The organism is Teredinibacter waterburyi, from assembly GCF_001922985.1.
GTDB lineage: Bacteria > Pseudomonadota > Gammaproteobacteria > Pseudomonadales > Cellvibrionaceae > Teredinibacter > Teredinibacter waterburyi.
On record NZ_MRUH01000163.1, the window covers coordinates 1 to 18,730 of the forward strand.

At 48.5% G+C, this 18,730-nt stretch carries 18 protein-coding genes and 5 tRNA genes; 9 read left to right on the plus strand and 14 right to left on the minus strand.

The features are described 5' to 3' along the window. The 3 genes from IDZ20_RS16515 to IDZ20_RS11085 form a co-directional block, all read right to left on the minus strand. Positions 1–160 (minus strand): rhomboid protease N-terminal domain-containing protein (locus IDZ20_RS16515; protein WP_425443427.1); only part of this gene is annotated, 160 nt, incomplete at its 3' end. Between the two features lie 144 nt (positions 161–304). Then, entirely contained in the window at positions 305–1,273 is a 969-nt protein-coding gene (locus IDZ20_RS11080) for a metallophosphoesterase (protein ID WP_188151500.1), read from the minus strand. Positions 1,274–1,582: 309 nt separating this feature from the next. Further along, complete coding sequence (locus tag IDZ20_RS11085; protein ID WP_188151501.1) at positions 1,583–2,479, minus strand: NAD(+) kinase; 897 nt, start codon at positions 2,477–2,479, stop codon at positions 1,583–1,585. A 123-nt stretch (positions 2,480–2,602) separates the two neighbouring features. On the opposite strand from IDZ20_RS11085, the gene IDZ20_RS11090 reads away from it, so the two are divergent. Further along, a complete protein-coding gene (locus tag IDZ20_RS11090; RefSeq protein ID WP_188151502.1) occupies positions 2,603–3,907 on the plus strand; it encodes a DUF1853 family protein in 1,305 nt (434 codons plus the stop codon). Here IDZ20_RS11090 and IDZ20_RS11095 read toward each other — a convergent pair. From IDZ20_RS11095 to IDZ20_RS11110, 4 genes are all read right to left on the minus strand, one after another. Continuing rightward, positions 3,868–5,064 (minus strand): cyclic nucleotide-binding domain-containing protein, encoded by a 1,197-nt coding sequence (locus IDZ20_RS11095; RefSeq protein WP_188151503.1) that lies wholly within the window; start codon positions 5,062–5,064, stop codon positions 3,868–3,870. The two genes, IDZ20_RS11090 and IDZ20_RS11095, sit on opposite strands and share 40 nt — an antisense overlap. A gap of 60 nt (positions 5,065–5,124) precedes the next feature. After that, on the minus strand, positions 5,125–6,189 hold the full coding sequence (locus tag IDZ20_RS11100; RefSeq protein ID WP_188151504.1) for a 1-aminocyclopropane-1-carboxylate deaminase/D-cysteine desulfhydrase: 1,065 nt from the start codon (positions 6,187–6,189) through the stop codon (positions 5,125–5,127). Further along, the gene (locus IDZ20_RS11105) at positions 6,158–7,519 is read right to left on the minus strand and encodes a sodium:proton antiporter (protein ID WP_188151505.1); all 1,362 of its coding nucleotides are present in this window, start codon (positions 7,517–7,519) and stop codon (positions 6,158–6,160) included. The genes IDZ20_RS11100 and IDZ20_RS11105 overlap by 32 nt, the downstream gene beginning before the upstream one ends. A 515-nt stretch (positions 7,520–8,034) precedes the next feature. After that, positions 8,035–8,175: a hypothetical protein gene (locus tag IDZ20_RS11110; RefSeq protein ID WP_188151506.1), complete on the minus strand. Its 141-nt coding sequence runs from the start codon at positions 8,173–8,175 to the stop codon at positions 8,035–8,037. Between the two features lie 410 nt (positions 8,176–8,585). Here IDZ20_RS11110 and IDZ20_RS11115 point away from each other — a divergent pair, with 410 nt between their 5' ends. The 3 genes from IDZ20_RS11115 to arsB all read left to right on the plus strand — a co-directional run bounded on the left by IDZ20_RS11115 (position 8,586) and on the right by arsB (position 10,550). After that, complete coding sequence (locus IDZ20_RS11115) at positions 8,586–8,936, plus strand: metalloregulator ArsR/SmtB family transcription factor (protein ID WP_188151507.1); 351 nt, start codon at positions 8,586–8,588, stop codon at positions 8,934–8,936. Positions 8,937–9,039: 103 nt separating this feature from the next. Continuing rightward, on the plus strand, positions 9,040–9,531 hold the full coding sequence (locus IDZ20_RS11120; protein WP_188151508.1) for an arsenate reductase ArsC: 492 nt from the start codon (positions 9,040–9,042) through the stop codon (positions 9,529–9,531). A 2-nt stretch (positions 9,532–9,533) separates the two neighbouring features. Beyond that, positions 9,534–10,550, plus strand: coding sequence for an ACR3 family arsenite efflux transporter (gene arsB, locus IDZ20_RS11125; protein WP_188151509.1), 1,017 nt, complete (start codon positions 9,534–9,536; stop codon positions 10,548–10,550). Positions 10,551–10,702: 152 nt separating this feature from the next. On the opposite strand, the gene IDZ20_RS11130 is transcribed toward arsB, so the two are convergent. Both IDZ20_RS11130 and IDZ20_RS11135 read right to left on the minus strand, forming a co-directional pair. Then, positions 10,703–10,779 (minus strand) — tRNA-Asp (locus IDZ20_RS11130). A gap of 62 nt (positions 10,780–10,841) precedes the next feature. Next, positions 10,842–10,917 (minus strand) — tRNA-Val (locus IDZ20_RS11135). A 144-nt stretch (positions 10,918–11,061) separates the two neighbouring features. On the opposite strand from IDZ20_RS11135, the gene IDZ20_RS11140 reads away from it, so the two are divergent. Continuing rightward, a complete protein-coding gene (locus IDZ20_RS11140; protein ID WP_188151510.1) occupies positions 11,062–12,456 on the plus strand; it encodes a two-component system sensor histidine kinase NtrB in 1,395 nt (464 codons plus the stop codon). Between the two features lie 14 nt (positions 12,457–12,470). Here IDZ20_RS11140 and IDZ20_RS11145 read toward each other — a convergent pair whose 3' ends face one another. Then, positions 12,471–12,974 carry a flavin reductase family protein gene (locus IDZ20_RS11145; protein WP_188151511.1) on the minus strand — a complete coding sequence of 168 codons (504 nt, stop codon included), beginning with the start codon at positions 12,972–12,974 and terminating at the stop codon, positions 12,471–12,473. Between the two features lie 179 nt (positions 12,975–13,153). Between IDZ20_RS11145 and hemN the strand changes: the two genes are divergently transcribed. Continuing rightward, on the plus strand, positions 13,154–14,728 hold the full coding sequence (gene hemN / locus IDZ20_RS11150; RefSeq protein WP_188151512.1) for an oxygen-independent coproporphyrinogen III oxidase: 1,575 nt from the start codon (positions 13,154–13,156) through the stop codon (positions 14,726–14,728). Between the two features lie 85 nt (positions 14,729–14,813). Here the strand turns inward: hemN and IDZ20_RS11155 are convergent. From IDZ20_RS11155 to IDZ20_RS11165, 3 genes are all read right to left on the minus strand, one after another. Further along, a tRNA-His gene (locus IDZ20_RS11155) sits at positions 14,814–14,889 on the minus strand. A 37-nt stretch (positions 14,890–14,926) separates the two neighbouring features. Then, positions 14,927–15,003, minus strand: a tRNA-Arg gene (locus tag IDZ20_RS11160). Positions 15,004–15,141: 138 nt separating this feature from the next. Then, positions 15,142–15,218: transfer RNA gene (locus IDZ20_RS11165), tRNA-Pro, on the minus strand. Positions 15,219–15,442: 224 nt separating this feature from the next. On the opposite strand from IDZ20_RS11165, the gene folD reads away from it, so the two are divergent. Genes folD through IDZ20_RS11180 form a run of 3 tightly spaced genes read left to right on the plus strand, consistent with a single transcriptional unit; the run spans position 15,443 to position 18,203 of the window. Next, positions 15,443–16,291 (plus strand): bifunctional methylenetetrahydrofolate dehydrogenase/methenyltetrahydrofolate cyclohydrolase FolD, encoded by an 849-nt coding sequence (folD, locus tag IDZ20_RS11170; protein WP_188151513.1) that lies wholly within the window; start codon positions 15,443–15,445, stop codon positions 16,289–16,291. A gap of 3 nt (positions 16,292–16,294) precedes the next feature. Then, positions 16,295–16,999 (plus strand): 16S rRNA pseudouridine(516) synthase, encoded by a 705-nt coding sequence (locus tag IDZ20_RS11175; RefSeq protein WP_188151514.1) that lies wholly within the window; start codon positions 16,295–16,297, stop codon positions 16,997–16,999. 4 nt (positions 17,000–17,003) lie between these two features. Next, positions 17,004–18,203 (plus strand): class I SAM-dependent methyltransferase, encoded by a 1,200-nt coding sequence (locus IDZ20_RS11180; protein WP_188151515.1) that lies wholly within the window; start codon positions 17,004–17,006, stop codon positions 18,201–18,203. A 47-nt stretch (positions 18,204–18,250) separates the two neighbouring features. Here IDZ20_RS11180 and IDZ20_RS16360 read toward each other — a convergent pair whose 3' ends face one another. Continuing rightward, positions 18,251–18,706 (minus strand): rhodanese-like domain-containing protein, encoded by a 456-nt coding sequence (locus IDZ20_RS16360; RefSeq protein ID WP_245792268.1) that lies wholly within the window; start codon positions 18,704–18,706, stop codon positions 18,251–18,253. Between the last annotated feature and the right edge of the window lie 24 nt (positions 18,707–18,730).

Genomic DNA, 18,730 nt, shown 5'->3' on the forward strand with positions numbered 1-18,730 from the left:
AATCACGAACAATTTCCGCATCGGCTGAGTTGTATAGCCACAACTCCTGGTTGTTACCCTGCTCAATAAAGCGATGAACAACGCCACGTTGATTTAACAAGCTGTCTAGCTCATGAAGGCGCGTATCCAGTGGAAACTCGGCAATTTTGTACCAACTCATTTAATGCATTTACTCCGTTAATCTACTCATTTCTCTGGGGTAACTTTTGCTTGGCCGTTTTGCTTGCCCTTCTATTCGCTAGTCGCGTCACTAACTTTCAAGTTGAGGGTTTAGTACTCATAGGCACTAACTAAAATGTAGAGCCTAGTTGTCTGGCTCTACATTTACCCAAACAAACTTACTGTTATCGAGAATCTGTTCGCCATCAAACCGATAACATACCAACTTACCGTATTTGACCGCGCTGTAGTCCAAACAAGCTAGGTTTGGCTTCAATGGCTTAGGGTTTCCTTGTAGCCAATAGTGGCCAACAAACACAGGTTTTTCACTATCGTGATAAGACAGTAAAGCGGCCTTCTGCTGGCGGCTGAGCTGCTTGTGATTTAGGTCGTCGGGTAAAGGGTCTGGCTGAAAAACAACGTCTTTGTAGGTTTCGGGTTCGTCCGCCCAAAATTTAGTACGGAAAAAACTGCGCTCGAGACCATCCCTCCCGGTGATTTTTCGGCCGTCGGGCAAGGAGATATCAGTACCGCGGGTCAGCCGGTCGAGCAGTTTGAACTCTAAGCTTTCTAAATTGAGTGTTTGGTGAACAAAAGCTGTGTCGATACAGCGGCTACGGTAGCGTTGCTCAAACTCCGCAATAAGTTGTGTATCCCAGCAGGCGTGCACAACTCTAAAGAGGGGAAACTCCAAGTACAGGGGTAAGGTTTTGAACCACTCTAGAAACTCACGCCACTCTTCGGGGTAACTGGCAAACTGACTTAAAGTTTCGGCAATTAGCCGGTTGTGCCTGCTGTTGTGGGCCCGTACGTACTCTTCCGGTTTGTTGGGAACAGTGGTGGTATAGGCTATAGCGTTGTACTCGTGATTACCCAAAATACATTGAGCGGACCCTTCGTCGACCATGTTTTTTACGAGGTGTAGCGCTTCGCGAATACGCGGGCCACGATCTACTATATCGCCAACAAAGATCACCGAGCGATCGGAGTGAGCGTAAACAGGCCAGCCATTGCGCTGTCCAAGGCTGGAGTAGCCGAGCTTTAGCAACAGCTTTTCTAAGGTGTTGGCACAACCGTGAACGTCACCAATAAGATCAAAGCTAGATTGCTTCATGGCGTTACTCGTGGCGCGGCGTTAATAACACCGCCGGCCCTGTTGTTCGCTAATTCTTGCACGGTATAAGTCTTATCATCCTAGGTGTCGAACAAGTGTTCGAAGATTAGTAGAGTTCGCTTAAGAGATACTTAAGGAGTCATCTTTAACCAATTTAATCGTCACTTTATTTATGTAGAAACTGACGTCGCACTATACATACGATATCACCAAAAGCACTTTCTAAAGTTTAAGCGAGCCGTCTAACTCATAAGTACCTTCTCAAGCAAATAGCGTTTTAAGTAAGTACCGTCTCTAATTAAAAAGTTCTCAATTTAGATTTTCAAAGCCTGCATTATGCGTTGCCCAGCCTAGTTTCGTGCGGCAGGTTTCATAAAAGTTGTGATCTTCTGGGTGGATTAGGCTAATACGCCGCTCCGACTTGGTAATTTGCACCTCGTCTCCAGGCAGGCAATCGGTTTGCAGCTGACCATCACAAGTCACCAGCGGGTGAAGGTTGTTCTCTTCGCTCACAATCAATTTAATATGGCTATCGCCCGCAACTACAATTGGCCGACTACTTAGCGTGTGTGGGTAAAGAGGCACTAGCACCATGGCATCAAGGTTAGGATGCATTATTGGCCCGCCGCCACTTAAGGCGTAAGCGGTTGACCCTGTAGGTGAAGAAATAATCAAACCGTCGGAACGCTGCCGGCAAACAAACTGACTATCAATATAAAGTTCAAACTCAATCATCCGAATTAACCGGCCAGGGTGGATCACCACGTCATTCAGAGCTAACCCCGTGGCGCGAGTCTCACCATTGCGCATAATCGCGGAATGCAGCAAGAAACGCTCTTCGGTGATGTAGCGGCCCTCGAGCACCTCGCCAACCTTATGTTCAATCTCTTCGGGGCTGATATCGGTTAAGAAGCCCAAGCGCCCCCGGTTGATACCCAATATCTTAACCGTGTGGCCAGCAAACGCGCGTGCAGCAGACAGCAAGCTACCATCGCCGCCAACCACAATTATAAGGTCACACTCTAGTGCCAAACGTGATCTAGCGGCAATTTCCAAGCCCGCCCGAGGAAGTGCGGCCGAGGTTTCTTCGTCTAACAACACTCGTAGATTGTGTTTGGCAAGAAAGCTGACTAAACGCTTTAGGGAGTAGCGGGTACTATCACTATCGAGGCGGCCAATCAGACCAACACAGTTAAAGGCTTGCATAGTTGTCTCTAGGGGTTATTAATGAGTCTTGAAGCGTTAAAATGACAACACAGTTTACCGCAGCCGCACTGGGAGAAGCGAACCATCGACAAACAATTGAACACATATAGTGGGAATAATTCTGTGAGCGACCGCTTAATCAATGGCACAACAGGAAACGACACAGCAGAAAGCAGCATAAACCCAAAACACCAAGCTAAGGTTAGAGCCAATACGGCAGCCTTGCGCAAGGCCCTTCAGTTGGCACTATTGCAGTCTGAACCGCAGTCGTCAAACAGTAAGGAACCACCAAGTGATCAGGGATTCAGCACTTTCGCCGACGACGTTTCAACCGCATGGGTCTCTGACGAAAATCCAACCATCAGAGACCTAGCATGGCTTTTATCCAAACCCTCTTTATTCGTGCCCGAAACACTAGACTACTCTGCGTTTGAATGGCCAGCCTTTGAACGGCTTGCGAGCCTTACCCAAACTCCAGCTACCCAAACTCCAGCTACCCAACGACTGACAGCAACGCGTTTAGACTTGCTTACTGCCACTGTAGCTGCAACAAACGATATACCGTCGCGATCAGACACCAATCGCCTGGGCCAATATTACGAAGCACTAATTGCCTTCTTGCAGCATCACTTCTACCCGCACTACCAATGTTTTCAAAATGTGCAACTTATTGCCGACAAACAGACCCTCGGTGAGGCGGATTTTATTGTCGAAATGGAGCCAGAAAAATGGTGCCACCTCGAGGTAGCAATCAAGTTTTTTCTGCTGCGGGACGACGCCGACGCCGACCCACAAAATCTTAGCCATTGGGTTGGCCCCAACAGCCGTGATCGACTCGATAAAAAACTTCGCCACATGAACCAACAACAGTTAGCACTGCTACAAAATACAGCGAATCTTGCATTGCTGAATCAAACCTTAAGCGAGCGAGGATTAGAAAAGCCCATAGATAAAATCGAGGCTAAACACCTTTTACAAGGTGCGCTTTTTACTCACCTATACACCGTAACGGATAAGAGCAGCGTAACGAACAAGAGCGAAACGATTAACACAAACACCTCGCTGAACAACTCAAAAGCAGCTCACCATCTACCGCTGCCGTTCAACACTGGGGCGCACGCCGGTTATTGGATACGTTACAACGAACTTTGCATACTATTGGATGAAATAGACAATTTAGAGCAGGGCGAATTACGCTGGGTATTACTAAAGAAAACGGAATGGCTCGGTGGGCTCCACCAACTTGAATGGCAAGACCGCGCGATCAGCAACGCAGAATTAATTGCAACGCTCAAGGGTATAAGTTTGCCGCGCTTGGTTTTGTGTCTGTCGCCATCAGGCGGCGAGAATTTGCGCTGGAATGAATTTAAACTAATGATTACAACAGACTACTGGCCGGATACAAGAATACCATCGCGCAATATATAGCTAGAGTCCGTCACCAGCTGGTCGGAGACGCCAGCGCCATGAAAACCGCCTTTAAGCGCGACAACATTGTAGCCCTGCTTCCCCATCAAATAAGCCGCTGCTCGACTACGGCGACCCGTATCACAGTAAAAAACATAGCGTTTTTCCTGCCCCAGCAAACGTTTTTTTATACTTAGCAATCCCAGAGGAATGTTACCGGAATAGGCCAAATGACCGAGGCTATATTCATCGTCAGAGCGAACATCGATTAAAATAGACGCCTCGTAGCCCGCGTCAATCTCGGCCATAGTAATTTCTTCGATCTGTGACTCTTTAAGCAACAACATAAAGTCGTTCTTTTCTAGACGCATAAGTACGCCATCGGTCACCATGGTGATGGTGGCATTACGGGGTGCTTCAAACACAAGTGCGTCTTCGCCAAAACATCGCCCGGGGCCAATATCTGCAACCTTGCGTGCTAGCTTTACGTTATCCTCGTGTAAGGTAACGACGGCATCGCCCTCTTTGATAAAATAACAGCAATCTCCTAACTCTCCCTGGCGAATAATCACATCACCGGTTTCAACAACCATCGGCGTGAGACGGGAGAAAATTTGTTCTGCATTGACCGGCGGCACTTTAAAAAACAGGTTTGAGTTTAAAATGGTTTGCATCCATTCCACGTCCTCATCGAGGTCACGCTCCATGGAAATTTCGGCGAGTAGATACTCGGCGATTTGACTCCAACTTAAAATGCGATCCAGCTCGGCACTATCGATCCGCATTACCACACCGTCAGATTTCGCCACTGCACGACAGGGCCGAGGTTGTTGATGGGCAAGTGGCAACTGCATTTCTCCGCCGGTTACTATTTCGCGGTAACCCGAGTCGTACTGTAATTCCACTTCGCCGTGCTGTAGGTAAATATGCTGATTGTCGTAACCTTTACTTTGAAACAGAACGTCACCGCTAAATATCGCTTGGATTTCGGCACCACTAAATAGCTGCTGCAAATAATTTTTTTTCAGCGCTTTTAACGGCACCAAAGTATCGGCCGTCGCAAACGCCTGTTTCACCAGAGCACCCGCTAACTCATCAATTCCTTGAGAGTCGGACTCACTGTAACTTGAGCTAATTTGCTGCGAAAGTAGCGATGCGTCTGCTTGACTGTAAGCCATTCTTGAATCCATAAAAATAATTGTAAACATCGCGCGTAACCACGCGAGACTCTGTATCGTCTATCCGACGCTAGGCACATCTAAACTATAGCCGCGTCGACCTTGTAACCCGCCAGAATGCAAGGCCAGTACGCCAGTGCCTGGCGGCCAATATCCACGCTCGGCGAGCTTAACTAGGCCCCATAGCAGCTTGGCGGTATAAACTGGATCCGATGGTACACCGGTTTCGGCTTCGAACTCAGCGACAAATTCCCGTAACTCTGGAGGAAATCGCGCATAACCACCGCAGTGGAACTCACCACAGACACGCCAATCGGGCAATTCTTTGGGATCAGTCAATCCAGCGCGGGCCAAACTAGTCTGAACCGTCTGATGAAGTTCGCTCTCGATACCCTTTAGCACCGCAATCGCCACTGCACTCAAATTGCTATCTAAGCCGGCAACAATCCCTGCGAAGGTTGTTGCGGTTCCAGCTGCAACCGCAACACACTGAATATTTAAGCCCGAATCATTTATCTGACTACTGATAACCTCGCCGAGTACACGACACCCCGCTTCGCCAGCAATGCCACTACCACCTTCTGGCACCCAAAACACCTCGCCACAAGAATCGGATACGTCGAGCTGTTGCTGAAGCTGGGACCGCAGAGTAAATGTATCGCGCTGCTGGTAATTTGCTCTTGATATAAAGTGTAGCCGCATTCCCATTTCACGCACGTCTTTCAGCGTAGCGCTGAGTTGTTTTGGCGCCTCTCCGCGAACAATTCCAATGGTGGGGATACCCAGCTCCCGGCCCACAGCCGCCAATGCATAGAGGTGGTTCGACCAGGCACCGCCGAAGCTGGCAATAGGAACCCTTTTCCCATCTTGGCCAGTGCCATACTGTTTTCGGTAATCCGTAATATGGCCCCAGAGCTTATAGAATTTATTGCCGCCCCAGTGTGGGTTTAGCTGATCTTCTCGCTTGATATATAGCTCGACCCCCAGCTGCTGCAGACGCGCGAAAGGCACGAGCTGTAGCGTTGCTCGATTACAGATGTTTTGGGGAGTTTCTTGACTAAAGGCGCTCGCCAGCTCAGTTGCCGAAATAGGCTTAACCGCTGACGAGTTTAAGGCTTTGTGCACCACCGATCTCTTTGTGTGACTCGCAGCGGTCTTCATCGCCCGCATGGAAGTCGGTAGGGTTTTCAATACGAGGAAGATTTTCGCCGCACAAACTACCTTGTTCATCCGTGTGATGACAAACCGGTGTTTGATAATGTTCCAGCCACGCCTTGTAGTGGGATTCAGTTACCCCACACTGGGCCGCAGAATACGCCAGTGGGTTCTCCATGTAGCTGTATGTATCGGCCAAGGGAATAGTAATGTGACCCGCGCCGGGCTGATAGGTTACAAAACTCACACCCTTTTCGGTGAGACGATTCAACAACTGCTCACCACTATTGGAAAGTAATTGCTGGTTCTCTTTACGCAAGCGTGTAATCTCATCGCGCAACTGAGATTCCTGCTCGTTGCGATAAAGTAGCTCCATCTCTCGCATCTGCAACATGTCTTTTAGTTCAGTTGTAGCCGCTTCGATTTTCGCTTCCGACTCAAGCTGAAAATTATCTTTTAGCGCAGAGATATTTTCGATGCCCACACCTTCGGCTTGCTCGATTTTATGTTCAAAATATTCGCGCAAACCTTCTATTTTTTTAGCCTGCCCGTCAATCGTATCTTTTAACTGCTGATTGCGTTCACGTTCGTCAGCCAGAGCGCGATTTTTTTCTTCGATAATGACGCGGTATTCTTCTATACGATGATTATGCTCTAGCTTAAGCGTCGATATTGCCCGCTTACCGTCATTGGCAACAGTCGCGGTTCGCAGGCGCTGATCTTTTAACATTTGCGCCATTTGATCGCGAAATTCTTTGGCGTACTCGCTCCGCAACTCGGTCGAAATCTGCTTTTCCATTCTTTCAGCCGAGGCTGCAGCCTTGACGGCATTTAACTCAGACTCCGGCGCATCTTTAAACTGAATGCCGAGTCGATTGCGCGCCACCAGCTTTTTCAATAGACCCAGTTGATTACTACCGGCACGTAAGTTTGGATCCCAAAGCATCGATTTAAAGTATTGAATTGGACATTGGCTAGCACAGGCTAAGCGGATAGGCCCGGCCCCCAAGTCTGGGCCGCGCATGGCACTGCCGGCGATTTTATCGAGCGGCAGATTCCAGTTGGGGTCGATCAACCCCTGGCGGGTAAAGCCGATTAAAAAGAACACCAAACTACGAATTCGCAACTGGTTATCGATAGAAAGATAAACGACACGGGCCTGCTTTCCCGACCATTCCGGCGTAGGCACATAGTTATCCAGAATCGCTTCGAACTCCGAATAATGCATCTCTCGAGCGACCAACCCATCGTTGCCAAAAAATACAACGGCGGTGGCCAGTTCGTCATGGTCAAATATCATGCAAGCTCTACAACTCTTTGTAAGGAATAAGGATGTCCGAAACAAGCAAAGTTACTTAATAACGCCAACTAGCTCCGTGGATTATGATTATTCATTATCGACCAGCACCTCCAGAGGCGCTGTGACCTGCTCTTCAATATCCATACTAAAGACTAGCTCACCACAGCTAAATACTGGGTATACGAGGCCTTTGTTGTTAAAGCTTGATCAGGTTCGCAAATTTAGACGCCAGTATACGCGGGGCAATTAGGTTATTAATAGCTGGGAGCAATAGTTACTTTCGACACAAAAGCATTACCAACGCCCAAATTTTAAACGCTTAGAACATCTGACAAAACTAGGCAATTTTAAACTGGCACGAGAAAATCACGGCCGCCAACGAAGGCAATAGAGGTTTCCAAACGAAGTTGACGCAGGTCGATGCAAGTCGAAAAAGATCAATTAAGCGAAGCTAGGTGAATATACAGGCAGGATAGAAAAGGTAGGAGTCACGCACGAAGCAAGCAGCAATCTTTCTAAAGATCGCTGCATTCATCTAACATTTCATCGTCATAAAAATCATCGATGATATCACCATCAAAATCGGGCTCTAAAAACCAGCCCCTGGCTACAACGGCTTCTGACACCGTTAAAAGTTCTTCAATATAAAAATCCATAATGGATACTCCTTTCACTCTAAATACTAAGCGCAATAAACTAAGCGCAAATAAATTAAAAACAAACAACATTAAGTTGCCGACACTGAGACCTCATGCCCCTATCGACTGTTCCATTGGACACCAGAAACATGACAATGGTTTGACAATATAGTGCAGAAAACGACGTTTAGAGATTATTCTGATGCTATTTTGTGCTGCTGTTCGCTAAACCACCTCGAAACGCACCAAGACAGGGCCAAAATAAACCTACTGCACAAGCTCCATCACTGAGTTTCGCCAGAACCCCGTCGCTTTTGTCTCTATACAGGTTATAGCAAACCTTGTACCATATATGGAAATTCGCATATACAGATATAAAAGCTACTACGCAATCCAGCCAATCAGCACCAGCTAGAGGCCGAAACACCGTGGACACTATTCAACTATTTAAGTGCCTGTCGGATGAAACCCGACTAACCTCCACCCTTCTTATACAGCTCGAAGGTGAACTTTGCGTTTGTGAACTCATAGTCGCACTGGAGCTAAGCCAACCTAAAATCTCTCGCCACTTGGCTCAGCTGCGGAACTGCGGCTTACTAACAGACCAGCGTCGCGGCCAATGGGTTTACTATTCGCTGCATCCGGACCTGCCCAACTGGGCGGTATCTCTTGTACGCGACACAGCTGATTCGGATCACCAGCGACTCAAACTACCGCTGCAACGTCTTCAGTCAATGAAAGATCGCCCCAATTTTTGCTCCTCGGCGAACTGCAATTAGATCAGCGACTAACCAAGGGATAGGTGACAACCCAAGTAAACGTAATCAAGACAACTGCAGCCAGAGGCTCTCCCCCAACCCTCCATACCTTAGCGAGTACACCATGCAAAACACACCCTTAAAGATATTGTTTATTTGTACCCACAATCGCTGTCGCAGCATCTTAAGCGAAGCCTTAACCAATCATCTGGCAAGCAATGACTTTACAGCCTATAGCGCCGGCAGCGCCCCAGCGGGCGAGGTGCACCCACTGTCACTCCGCTATCTCGCTGAACGGAATATCCCCATCGAAGAACTTCGCAGTCAGTCTTGGGACGAGTTCGAACAGATAGCGCCAGACATAGTCATCACCGTTTGCGACAGTGCAGCAAAGGAAACCTGCCCAGTCTGGTTCGGCAACACGACTCAACTGCACTGGGGCCTACCTGACCCATCCAAACTGCAGGGCTCTGACGCTGAAATAAAAGCGGCTTTTTATAGTGTAATGGCAACGATCGAAGCACGTATTCGCGCTATGCAAGCACTAAATCTACACGATTTAACCCCGCGTGAACGCGTCGAAAAATTACATAATTTAATCGCTAAGGAGATCTAACCATGGGCTTATTCGAACGCTACTTATCGGTCTGGGTGGGCTTGTGTATTGTTGGAGGTGTATTGCTTGGCAACCTCTCACCAGCTTTATTTAATTTTTTCGCGCAGCTGGAAATCGCACGGGTCAACCTACCTGTAGCAATCTTTATTTGGGTAATGATCTACCCAATGATGATTCAAGTGGATTTTGGATCCATTAAAGATATTGGCAAAAAGCCAAAGGGGTTATTGCTAACGCTAGTCATAAACTGGCTGATCAAGCCTTTTACCATGGCGGCATTAGGCTGGCTTTTTTTCCGCGTTATTTTCGCCGACCTGGTTGACCCACAAACCGCCAGTGAATATATCGCGGGTATGATTTTACTTGGTGTGGCCCCGTGCACTGCCATGGTATTTGTCTGGAGCCAACTAACCAAGGGAGATGCCAACTACACCTTGGTGCAGGTATCCGTTAACGACATCATAATGATTTTTGCATTCGCACCGCTTGCAGGATTACTACTGGGTGTTAACGACGTATCTGTACCCTGGGGAACGCTATTACTGTCTGTCGTGCTCTATGTGCTTATTCCTCTGGGCGCAGGTTTTATAACCCGAAAATGGTTAAACCAAAACGGCAGCCAACAGCGCTTAGAAACATTTATAGGCACGCTAAAGCCCTACTCTATTGCCGGATTACTCGCCACCGTTGTATTACTATTTGGATTTCAGGCGGAAACGATAATTAGCAAACCCATTGCGATCGTCTTAATTGCAATACCGTTATTAATTCAAACCTACGGTATTTTTGCGCTGGCCTACGGTGCTGCTAAGGTAATGAAGTTACCACACAATATCGCTGCGCCAGCTTGTATGATCGGTACGTCAAATTTCTTTGAGTTAGCCGTCGCTGTCGCTATATCGCTGTTCGGTCTGCAGTCTGGGGCCGCTTTGGCTACAGTTGTTGGTGTACTTGTCGAAGTACCGGTGATGTTATCGCTGGTGGCTTTTGCCAACCGCACACGGCATTGGTTTTCTTAACTCGTGCCGCAGATTACGCCGAAGACAATATTGGTGGTAAAACGTTAACTGCAAAGCCAAGGTTAGCCGTCAATATTATATAAAAAGGCTGCAGGATAATTTTTAACGGACATAAAAAAACCCCGCTCAAACGAGCGGGGTTTTTTTATAAGTGGCGACCCGGAAGGGACTTGAACCCTCGACCTCCGGCGTGACAGGCCGGCATTCTAACCAACTGAACTACCGGGCCGCAGATTCCCGCTCAAGCATGCTGTTTCCAACTCTTTTCACCCCACGAATGGGACAAAATATTGGTGGGTGGTACAGGGGTCGAACCTGTGACCTACGCCTTGTAAGGGCGCCGCTCTACCAACTGAGCTAACCACCCAGCATTTGCTGTGCTGCGAGAGGGGCGCATTCTACTGGATTTTACGTGGTTGTCAAACACCAATTTCAATAAAATTAAGGACTTGTCTCAGCACAGGTCACAGCGGTATGGTTTGCCGATAAAAATACTCAAGGGTTCTCGTGCATGTATAGCTCTATCCTCGCAACTGTCCACTCTTGGCCGCTCTCAAGCGTTATTACGTTATTGCTACTAGCAGCCGTCATCGTAGCGTTGCTCATTAGCCTGCACCTAAACCTACAGCACGTTAAGCAAAAGACTCGCGCCAAAGTACAAGCCCTCTCGATTGCCAGCGCAGACACTCAAATTGAGCACAAAAGAGAAATTGCCGAACATCAAGCTGCTGAACAGTTATTACAACAAACTCAGGAGTATCTCCACTGTATGATAAATTCGATGCCAAACATCCTTATTGGCATTACTCCTACTGGCTGTATTACCCACTGGAATACAGCTGCCGAACGCGCCACAAATGTTATGCACTCGGAGGCACTCGGCAACCTTTTGCCCGACATCTACCCACAACTACCCATTACCCTCGAAGAGATACAGCAAATTATTAAGGATTACGTGCCATTCGAGAAAAAGAACATAAAACAGGGTAGTGGATCGCAAGCGACCTATCTAAATGTCACGCTCTACCCATTAATGTCTGAAGACCTATCCGGCGCAGTTGTCTTAGCTGAAGATGTTACTCAGCGAGTAAGAATGGAAAACATGCTGGTACAAAATGAAAAAATGATGAGCCTTGGAGAGCTAGCCGCCGGCGTCGCCCACGAAATCAATAACCCGCTAGCGGCCATCCTAAATAACACCCAAAACATTGAACGGCGCACCTCGCCTACCCTGCAGGCAAATCATCAAACCGCCGAAAGTTTAGGTATCGACATCCAACGCGTAGCGGCCTATATGGAACAACGGGAAATTCTGACATTTGTAGCGAGTATTCGTGAAGCCGGAGAACGTGCAGCTAAAATTGTTACCAACCTATTAGAATTTTCCCGTGGCAATGATCGTTCACACGCAGAGATCTGCCTGCAAGAATTGGTGGAACACGCGCTACAACTGGCGACCAACACATTCGAGCTAGGCACAGCTGACGGCATCGAAATGCCCACGATTCGAAAAATCTACGATAGTGATGTTCCCGCAGTACGCTGTTCAGCATCGGAAATTCAGCAGGTACTACTCAACCTACTACGTAATGCCGCACAGGCGCTGCAATCAGAAGAATATGGTGTACCCCTAGAGCCCGAAATTTGTATTCACATTAGCCGCAGCGATGAGTACGCGATTATTGAAGTTAGCGACAACGGCCCCGGCATTACCGAGCCGGTCATCAAACATATCTTCGAACCGTTTTACACCACTAAAGATGTTGGTGTTGGCACAGGCCTTGGGTTGAGTGTTTCGTATTTCATTATCACTGAACACCACGGCGGTGTTATTGAAGTCGATAGCCGTCCAGGGGAAGGAACAACCTTTACCATTAAACTGCCATTACATGGCGAGCTAAGATAGCGCAGATTGCCCGACTATTGAGGAGCAGTTAAGTAGTTGCCATCAAGATAACCCAAGACATTAACCTCCCCTTTTGCAACTCTCGTCTCGATCACATCACCAATATAAATATTGTGCGTTCCGTAGGCGGTAGAGCGTTGTTTTTTACAAATGAAGGTCGCTTGTGCATCACCCAAATAATATAAACCTGTTTCGGCGTGACGTAACCAATGGCCATGATCAAAACGACTGGCTGACATTTCTGGCGTGGCACAATTAATCGACATCTGCTTATGCTTCGGCGACAAAACATTCACCGTAAAATAGTCGCTGGAGGCCATAGCCGCATCGATTGATGCCGTGGTATTGATACAGACCAACAGCGCAGGTGGTTCACCGGATACAGAGGTGACGGAAGATGCCGTCATCGCGAACCGATCACCAGCGCGATTAGTGGCCGTGATAATGCTCACCCCAGAGAGAAGACGGCGCATACCATCAAACATCGTGACGGCAGAGGGATTCTGGGTGTTTGTCATGAGTGTATCTTCCTACTCCTATGGCTGACTGGCCATTATAGCTAAAGCCCTAATGAAAGCCACCGCAGTGAATGGGGCCGCGTCTAGCGCTCGGTTGACTTAGGTCAACGCGCTAAATTTGTAACCACTTAGACTGACCCAACAATGCATTGAAACCTATTTGCGAGAGCCACTACGCCATGAACCCTGTCGTCACCAAGCCTTCGACTACCGCCACATCTGCCTCCGACACGCCTGTTACCACAGCGCCTAGCGCGGGGGCCGCTCTAGAAGGCAACAACCTAAGTGCCGCGGTGGCAAGCACGCTATGGGATGACAAACTAATTCAAAAACACGATCTTAGCGGCCCGCGCTACACATCTTACCCAACAGCCCCACAATTCTCCGATATGATCAGCAGCGATACATGGCAGCGTGCCGCACATCGCAGCAATGCCAGCGACCGTCCTTTATCACTCTATTTTCATATCCCTTTTTGCGGAACCGTTTGCTACTACTGCGGCTGTAACCGCATCGTTACCGCGAACCACAAACGTACCGTTCCCTACGTTGAAGCACTAAAAAAAGAAATTAGATTACAGGCAGAACACATTGACTGCTCTCGTCCGGTACAGCAATTACACTTCGGCGGCGGCACGCCAACTTATCTGGACAACGAGCAGCTCAGCGACATCATGCAAACCGTCGAAAAATATTTTCGATTGGAAGCCGATCAAGAAGGCGATTACTCTATCGAAATTCACCCAAAGGGTGTCACTAGCGAGCGCCTCGCCCACTTGCGCGCAATCGGTTTTAATCGACTCAGTATGGGGGTTCAAGACTTTGACCCAGGCGTTCAAAAAGCCGTGAACAGGTTCAATAGTTTCGACGAAGTAAAAGAATTAATCGATACGGCTCGAAGCCTGCAATTTCGCTCGCTAAATATCGACCTAATCTATGGTTTACCACAGCAAACGCCAGCGTCATTCGCCAATACGCTCGAAAAAATAATCGAGCTTAGGCCTGACCGATTAAGTGTATTTAACTATGCTCACATGCCTGAGCTATTCAAAACACAAGCACAAATAAATGAAAGCGATCTACCGAGTGGCCGCGATAAGCTAATAATCTTGCAGCAAACCATCCAACAGTTAATTGGCGCAGGTTACGTTTACGTAGGGATGGACCATTTTGCACTACCCAATGACGAGCTCGCTATAGCGCAACAGCAGGGAAATTTACACCGTAATTTTCAGGGCTACACTACTCGCGGGAACTGCGATTTATTCGCGTTCGGCGTTTCATCAATAGCCGCATTTGGTGACAGCTATATTCAAAACCTAAAAACCTTGGACGCCTACTACACAGCCCTAGAGCACGACCAACTGCCGCTCGCAAAAGGTATTACTCTCAGAGATGACGATAAAATACGGCGCTACATAATCGGCCAACTAATGTGTCATTTCGAATTGGACTTTGCCAGCGTTGGCAAACACACAGGCATCAAGTTCCGCCAATACTTTAAACACGAACTGATAGCGATACAGCAACTGGTAGACGATGGTTTGATTCTCTTGAACAGCGAGCGATTAAAAGTGCTGCCGCAAGGCCGACTACTGATCAGACGCGTCTGTATGATGTTCGATGCCTACTTGAACGCGAACCCTAATCAACGAAGTGATACTTTAGTCCCCGTAAAACAACTAACCGGCGAAACACCAAATAACGCGCAGGCAAACAGCGCACTAGGCAAGAGTTTTTCAAAAATAATCTAGGACGTAGAAACAGGTTAGCGAAACAGGATTTAGCTAGATAACGACAGAAGATACAACGCGAGATTAGAACTTACAGAAGGGGAAATGGGGTGACTGATGGGGCTCGAACCCACGACAACCGGAATCACAATCCGGGGCTCTACCAACTGAGCTACAATCACCATAAAAAGCGGCTTAGAAACCTACATCTCAAACGCATGGCGCGCCCGACAGGATTTGAACCTGTGACCCACGGCTTAGAAGGCCGTTGCTCTATCCAACTGAGCTACGGGCGCGTATTACCATTCAATTACAGCGTTAACAAGGTTACAGCAAACTTGACAAAATTACTCACTAGATGAGAAGCCAAACTGCTGAGATAACGTGAATTAGAACGAAAGACCCGGTGCTAGTAACTTGATACAGGCTCGATATGGTCGGAGTGGAGGGATTCGAACCCCCGACATTCTGCTCCCAAAGCAGACGCGCTACCAGGCTGCGCTACACTCCGACAACAAAGGCTGTTAACCCGTGTTTCGAGAGGCGTGCATAATACCTACGAGCCACCCCGTCGTCAACGCCTAATCTGTGTTTTTTCACGTCGCAATCAAACTGTTTTAAATTCGCACAAAACCAAAACAATTTGGCGAGACGCAGTAGCTATGGGAGAATGCACCCGCTCGCCAATCCTGAACCATTGGCCCCGTTACCTCCCCCTTGCACTAAGGATTCCACATGTCTGCATTGTTACTCGACGGCAAAGCCCTGGCCCAAAAAACCGAAGCCGAACTTTCCCAGCGCGTAGCCGCCTTAAAAGAAAAAACAGGCCGCACCCCTATTCTTGCCACCATTTTAGTCGGCGCCGATCCAGCATCGGCAACCTACGTGCGGATGAAAGGCAATGCCTGTACCCGTATAGGCATGGACTCCCTTAAAGTAGAACTGCCAGACACCACCACTACCGAAGAGTTACTGGCGAAAATTACTGAATTGAACGACAACCCCGATGTGCACGGCATACTCTTACAGCACCCGGTACCAGAGCAAATAGACGAACGCGCCTGCTTCGATGCCATTGCCCTAAGTAAAGATGTCGATGGCGTGACCTGCCTTGGCTTCGGCCGTATGGCAATGGGCGAAGATGCCTATGGTTGCGCCACACCAAAAGGCATTATGCGCTTGCTCGAAGCCTACGATGTCCCCCTGCAAGGCAAGCACGCTGTAGTCGTTGGCCGCAGCCCAATCCTAGGCAAACCCATGGCCTTAATGCTGCTAAACGCTAATGCCACAGTCACCATTTGCCATTCACGCACCGAGAACCTACAAGACCATATTCGTCAGGCCGATATTGTTGTTGGCGCCGTAGGTCGACCCGAGTTTATTAAAGCTGATTGGATTAAAGATGGCGCCGTTGTGGTCGATGCGGGATATCACCCCGGCGGCGTTGGCGACATCGAACTGGCCCCACTGCACGACCGTGCCAGCGCGATCACCCCGGTACCCGGAGGCGTCGGGCCAATGACGATAAACACCCTAATCTACCAGTCGGTAGATTCTGGAGAAAAAAAGCTAGCAGACACATAGACGATGCGTATAGATAAATTCTTAAGCGACAACACGCGTTTCAGCCGCACCGATATTCGTGCCATTATGCACAAGGGGCGCGTACGTCGTAATCAAGATGTTGTCCTGCGCGGCGCCGAGCATATGTCACCCGACGCCGACACCATTTATCTCGACGATGTTGCCGTCGTGGTTCAAGGGGCGGTCTATTTGATGCTCCATAAACCAAGCGGCTATGTGTGCGCAACTGAAGATAGCGATCACCCTACGGTTATCGACCTCTTGCCCGAACAACTTCGCGACCTAAAAGACCCGTTACAAATTGTCGGTCGCCTCGATATTGATACCACCGGCCTGGTATTGCTGACCAACGACGGCAAATGGAATCACCGAGTATCCTCTCCCAACACTGGCTGCGAGAAGTGCTATCGCGTTCAAACTGAACAGCCGATAGACCCATCTTCAGTAGACCTGTTCGCTGCAGGCATAGTGCTTCGCGGCGAAAGCAAAGCAACGCTACCGGCGAAATTAGAACTCGTGGCACCGCAAGAAGCTTGTATCTACCTGCAAGAAGGTAAATACCACCAAGTAAAACGGATGTTTGCCGCCACCGGCAACAAAGTTAGCCGCCTGCACCGCGAGGCAATCGGCGTCGTCACCCTACCCGCGGACCTCGCCCCTGGCGACTATCGCGTACTTACCGACAATGAAGTAGCGAGCTTGGCTTAATTAAATGATCGACCCCTGCTTTCAGTTGTTGATTAACGCCGCAGCTCGGCTCTCTAGCGTTAGCAGCTCCAGCATTAGTGCGAGCACTGATGCCAGCAGCACTGAGGCAGAGGTGCGGCAGTTGTGGGTTGTCGATGAGAATGGGGCGGGCGCAGAGGTTGACATTGCCCACGCGTTAACCCCCAACAGCGCGCCTCACCAGTGTCTTACCAACCGCTACGATATCTATCAGCAACTCTGTGCAGCTGGCGCCGACAAACAATGCCTTACCCTATCCGATTTTGACTTCAGCTCATGGCTCGGTGACCAACACAAGGTTAACTCCCCTAGCTCAACGGCAGCCAAGCCCAATATTGCGCTGTATCGCGTATCGAAAGAGCGGCCAAGCAGCCACTGGGTAATCAACCACTTGGCTCAGATACTGCCGGAAAACGGTGTTTTAATTCTATCGGGCAAGAAGACCGAGGGCATAAAGTCCTACGTAGAAAAAACAACCAAGCAGCTGCACTTCACCGGCCGCGCCGAAAAGCACGGCGACAACTACCTCGCAATACTGCATAAATCGAAGCCCCTAGATAACACCAGCAAGTGGTTGGAACATAAAAATTACAACCAGCTTCGGCCGATCGGCGCAGCGTTTTCACGAGAATTAATGAGTAAGCCGGGGGTTTACGGCTGGGACAAAATTGATAGCGGAAGCGAACTGCTCGCCACCAGCTTTTTAGAGATAGAGGCGGAGCAGGCAAGCGCAGACAAAGAGAATAATGATCTTGGAATAGATCTTGGCTGTGGTTACGGCTATTTATCGATTGCATTGCAAACGGCGGGCTATAAAACCATTTATAGTACCGACAACAATCCAGCCGCACTGACTGCGGCAGAAGTAAACCTGCGCTCAGCAACCGGCTATACGGGAAGACAAAACCTGATTCTTGGCGACGCCGGCGATACCATAGAAACAAAAGCGCAGGTTGTATTGTGTAACCCACCTTTCCACCAAGGCTTTAATGTTGACGCAGCGCTTACCCAAAAGTTTATCCGCAACGCAGCACGCTTGACGGCAAGAAATGGATACAGCTTATTTGTGGTAAACAGTTTTATCCCACTGGAAAAAATTGCTAAACACAGCTTCCAACACTGTAAATTACGGGTTAATAACGGCAAATTCAAAGTAATCGAACTGCGTCATCAACCCGTAAAATAAATTGCGTTAAAACCATCGTGCTATTTTTTTGAGTTGCTTGGTAAGGCTTACTTAGCTAACAACTTCTGTACATCATCGTAACCACCTTCATTCGTTACGTCGGTATAACCCAGGGCTTGTACTGTCTCCATCGCAAAACCAGAGCGGCGACCGGAGCGGCAATACATGCGAATATCAGCATCTTTATCTTCAGTTACGCTAGCAATGTGTTCCGCGATCGTTTCGTAGGGAATATTCACTGCATCAGGGTGGTGGCCACCAGCGAATTCTTCTGCTGTGCGCACATCAATCCAATATACTTTTTTCTCGGTCATACTTTTCGATCTCTCTGTTAGTTTTTGTGTTTCTTGTTGTATCGCCATCGCGGGCTCAGATGGCGCCATCATTTCTGTAAGCCCTACGCCTAACTCCGCGTGGTCGTCAGCAAATACTGTAGTGGAGGCAAGCATAGCTGAAACAACCGCCACCACATATATATAGGTTTTATGAGTATTTACGGTCATGATTTTTCCTAAAAAAAGGGTTAG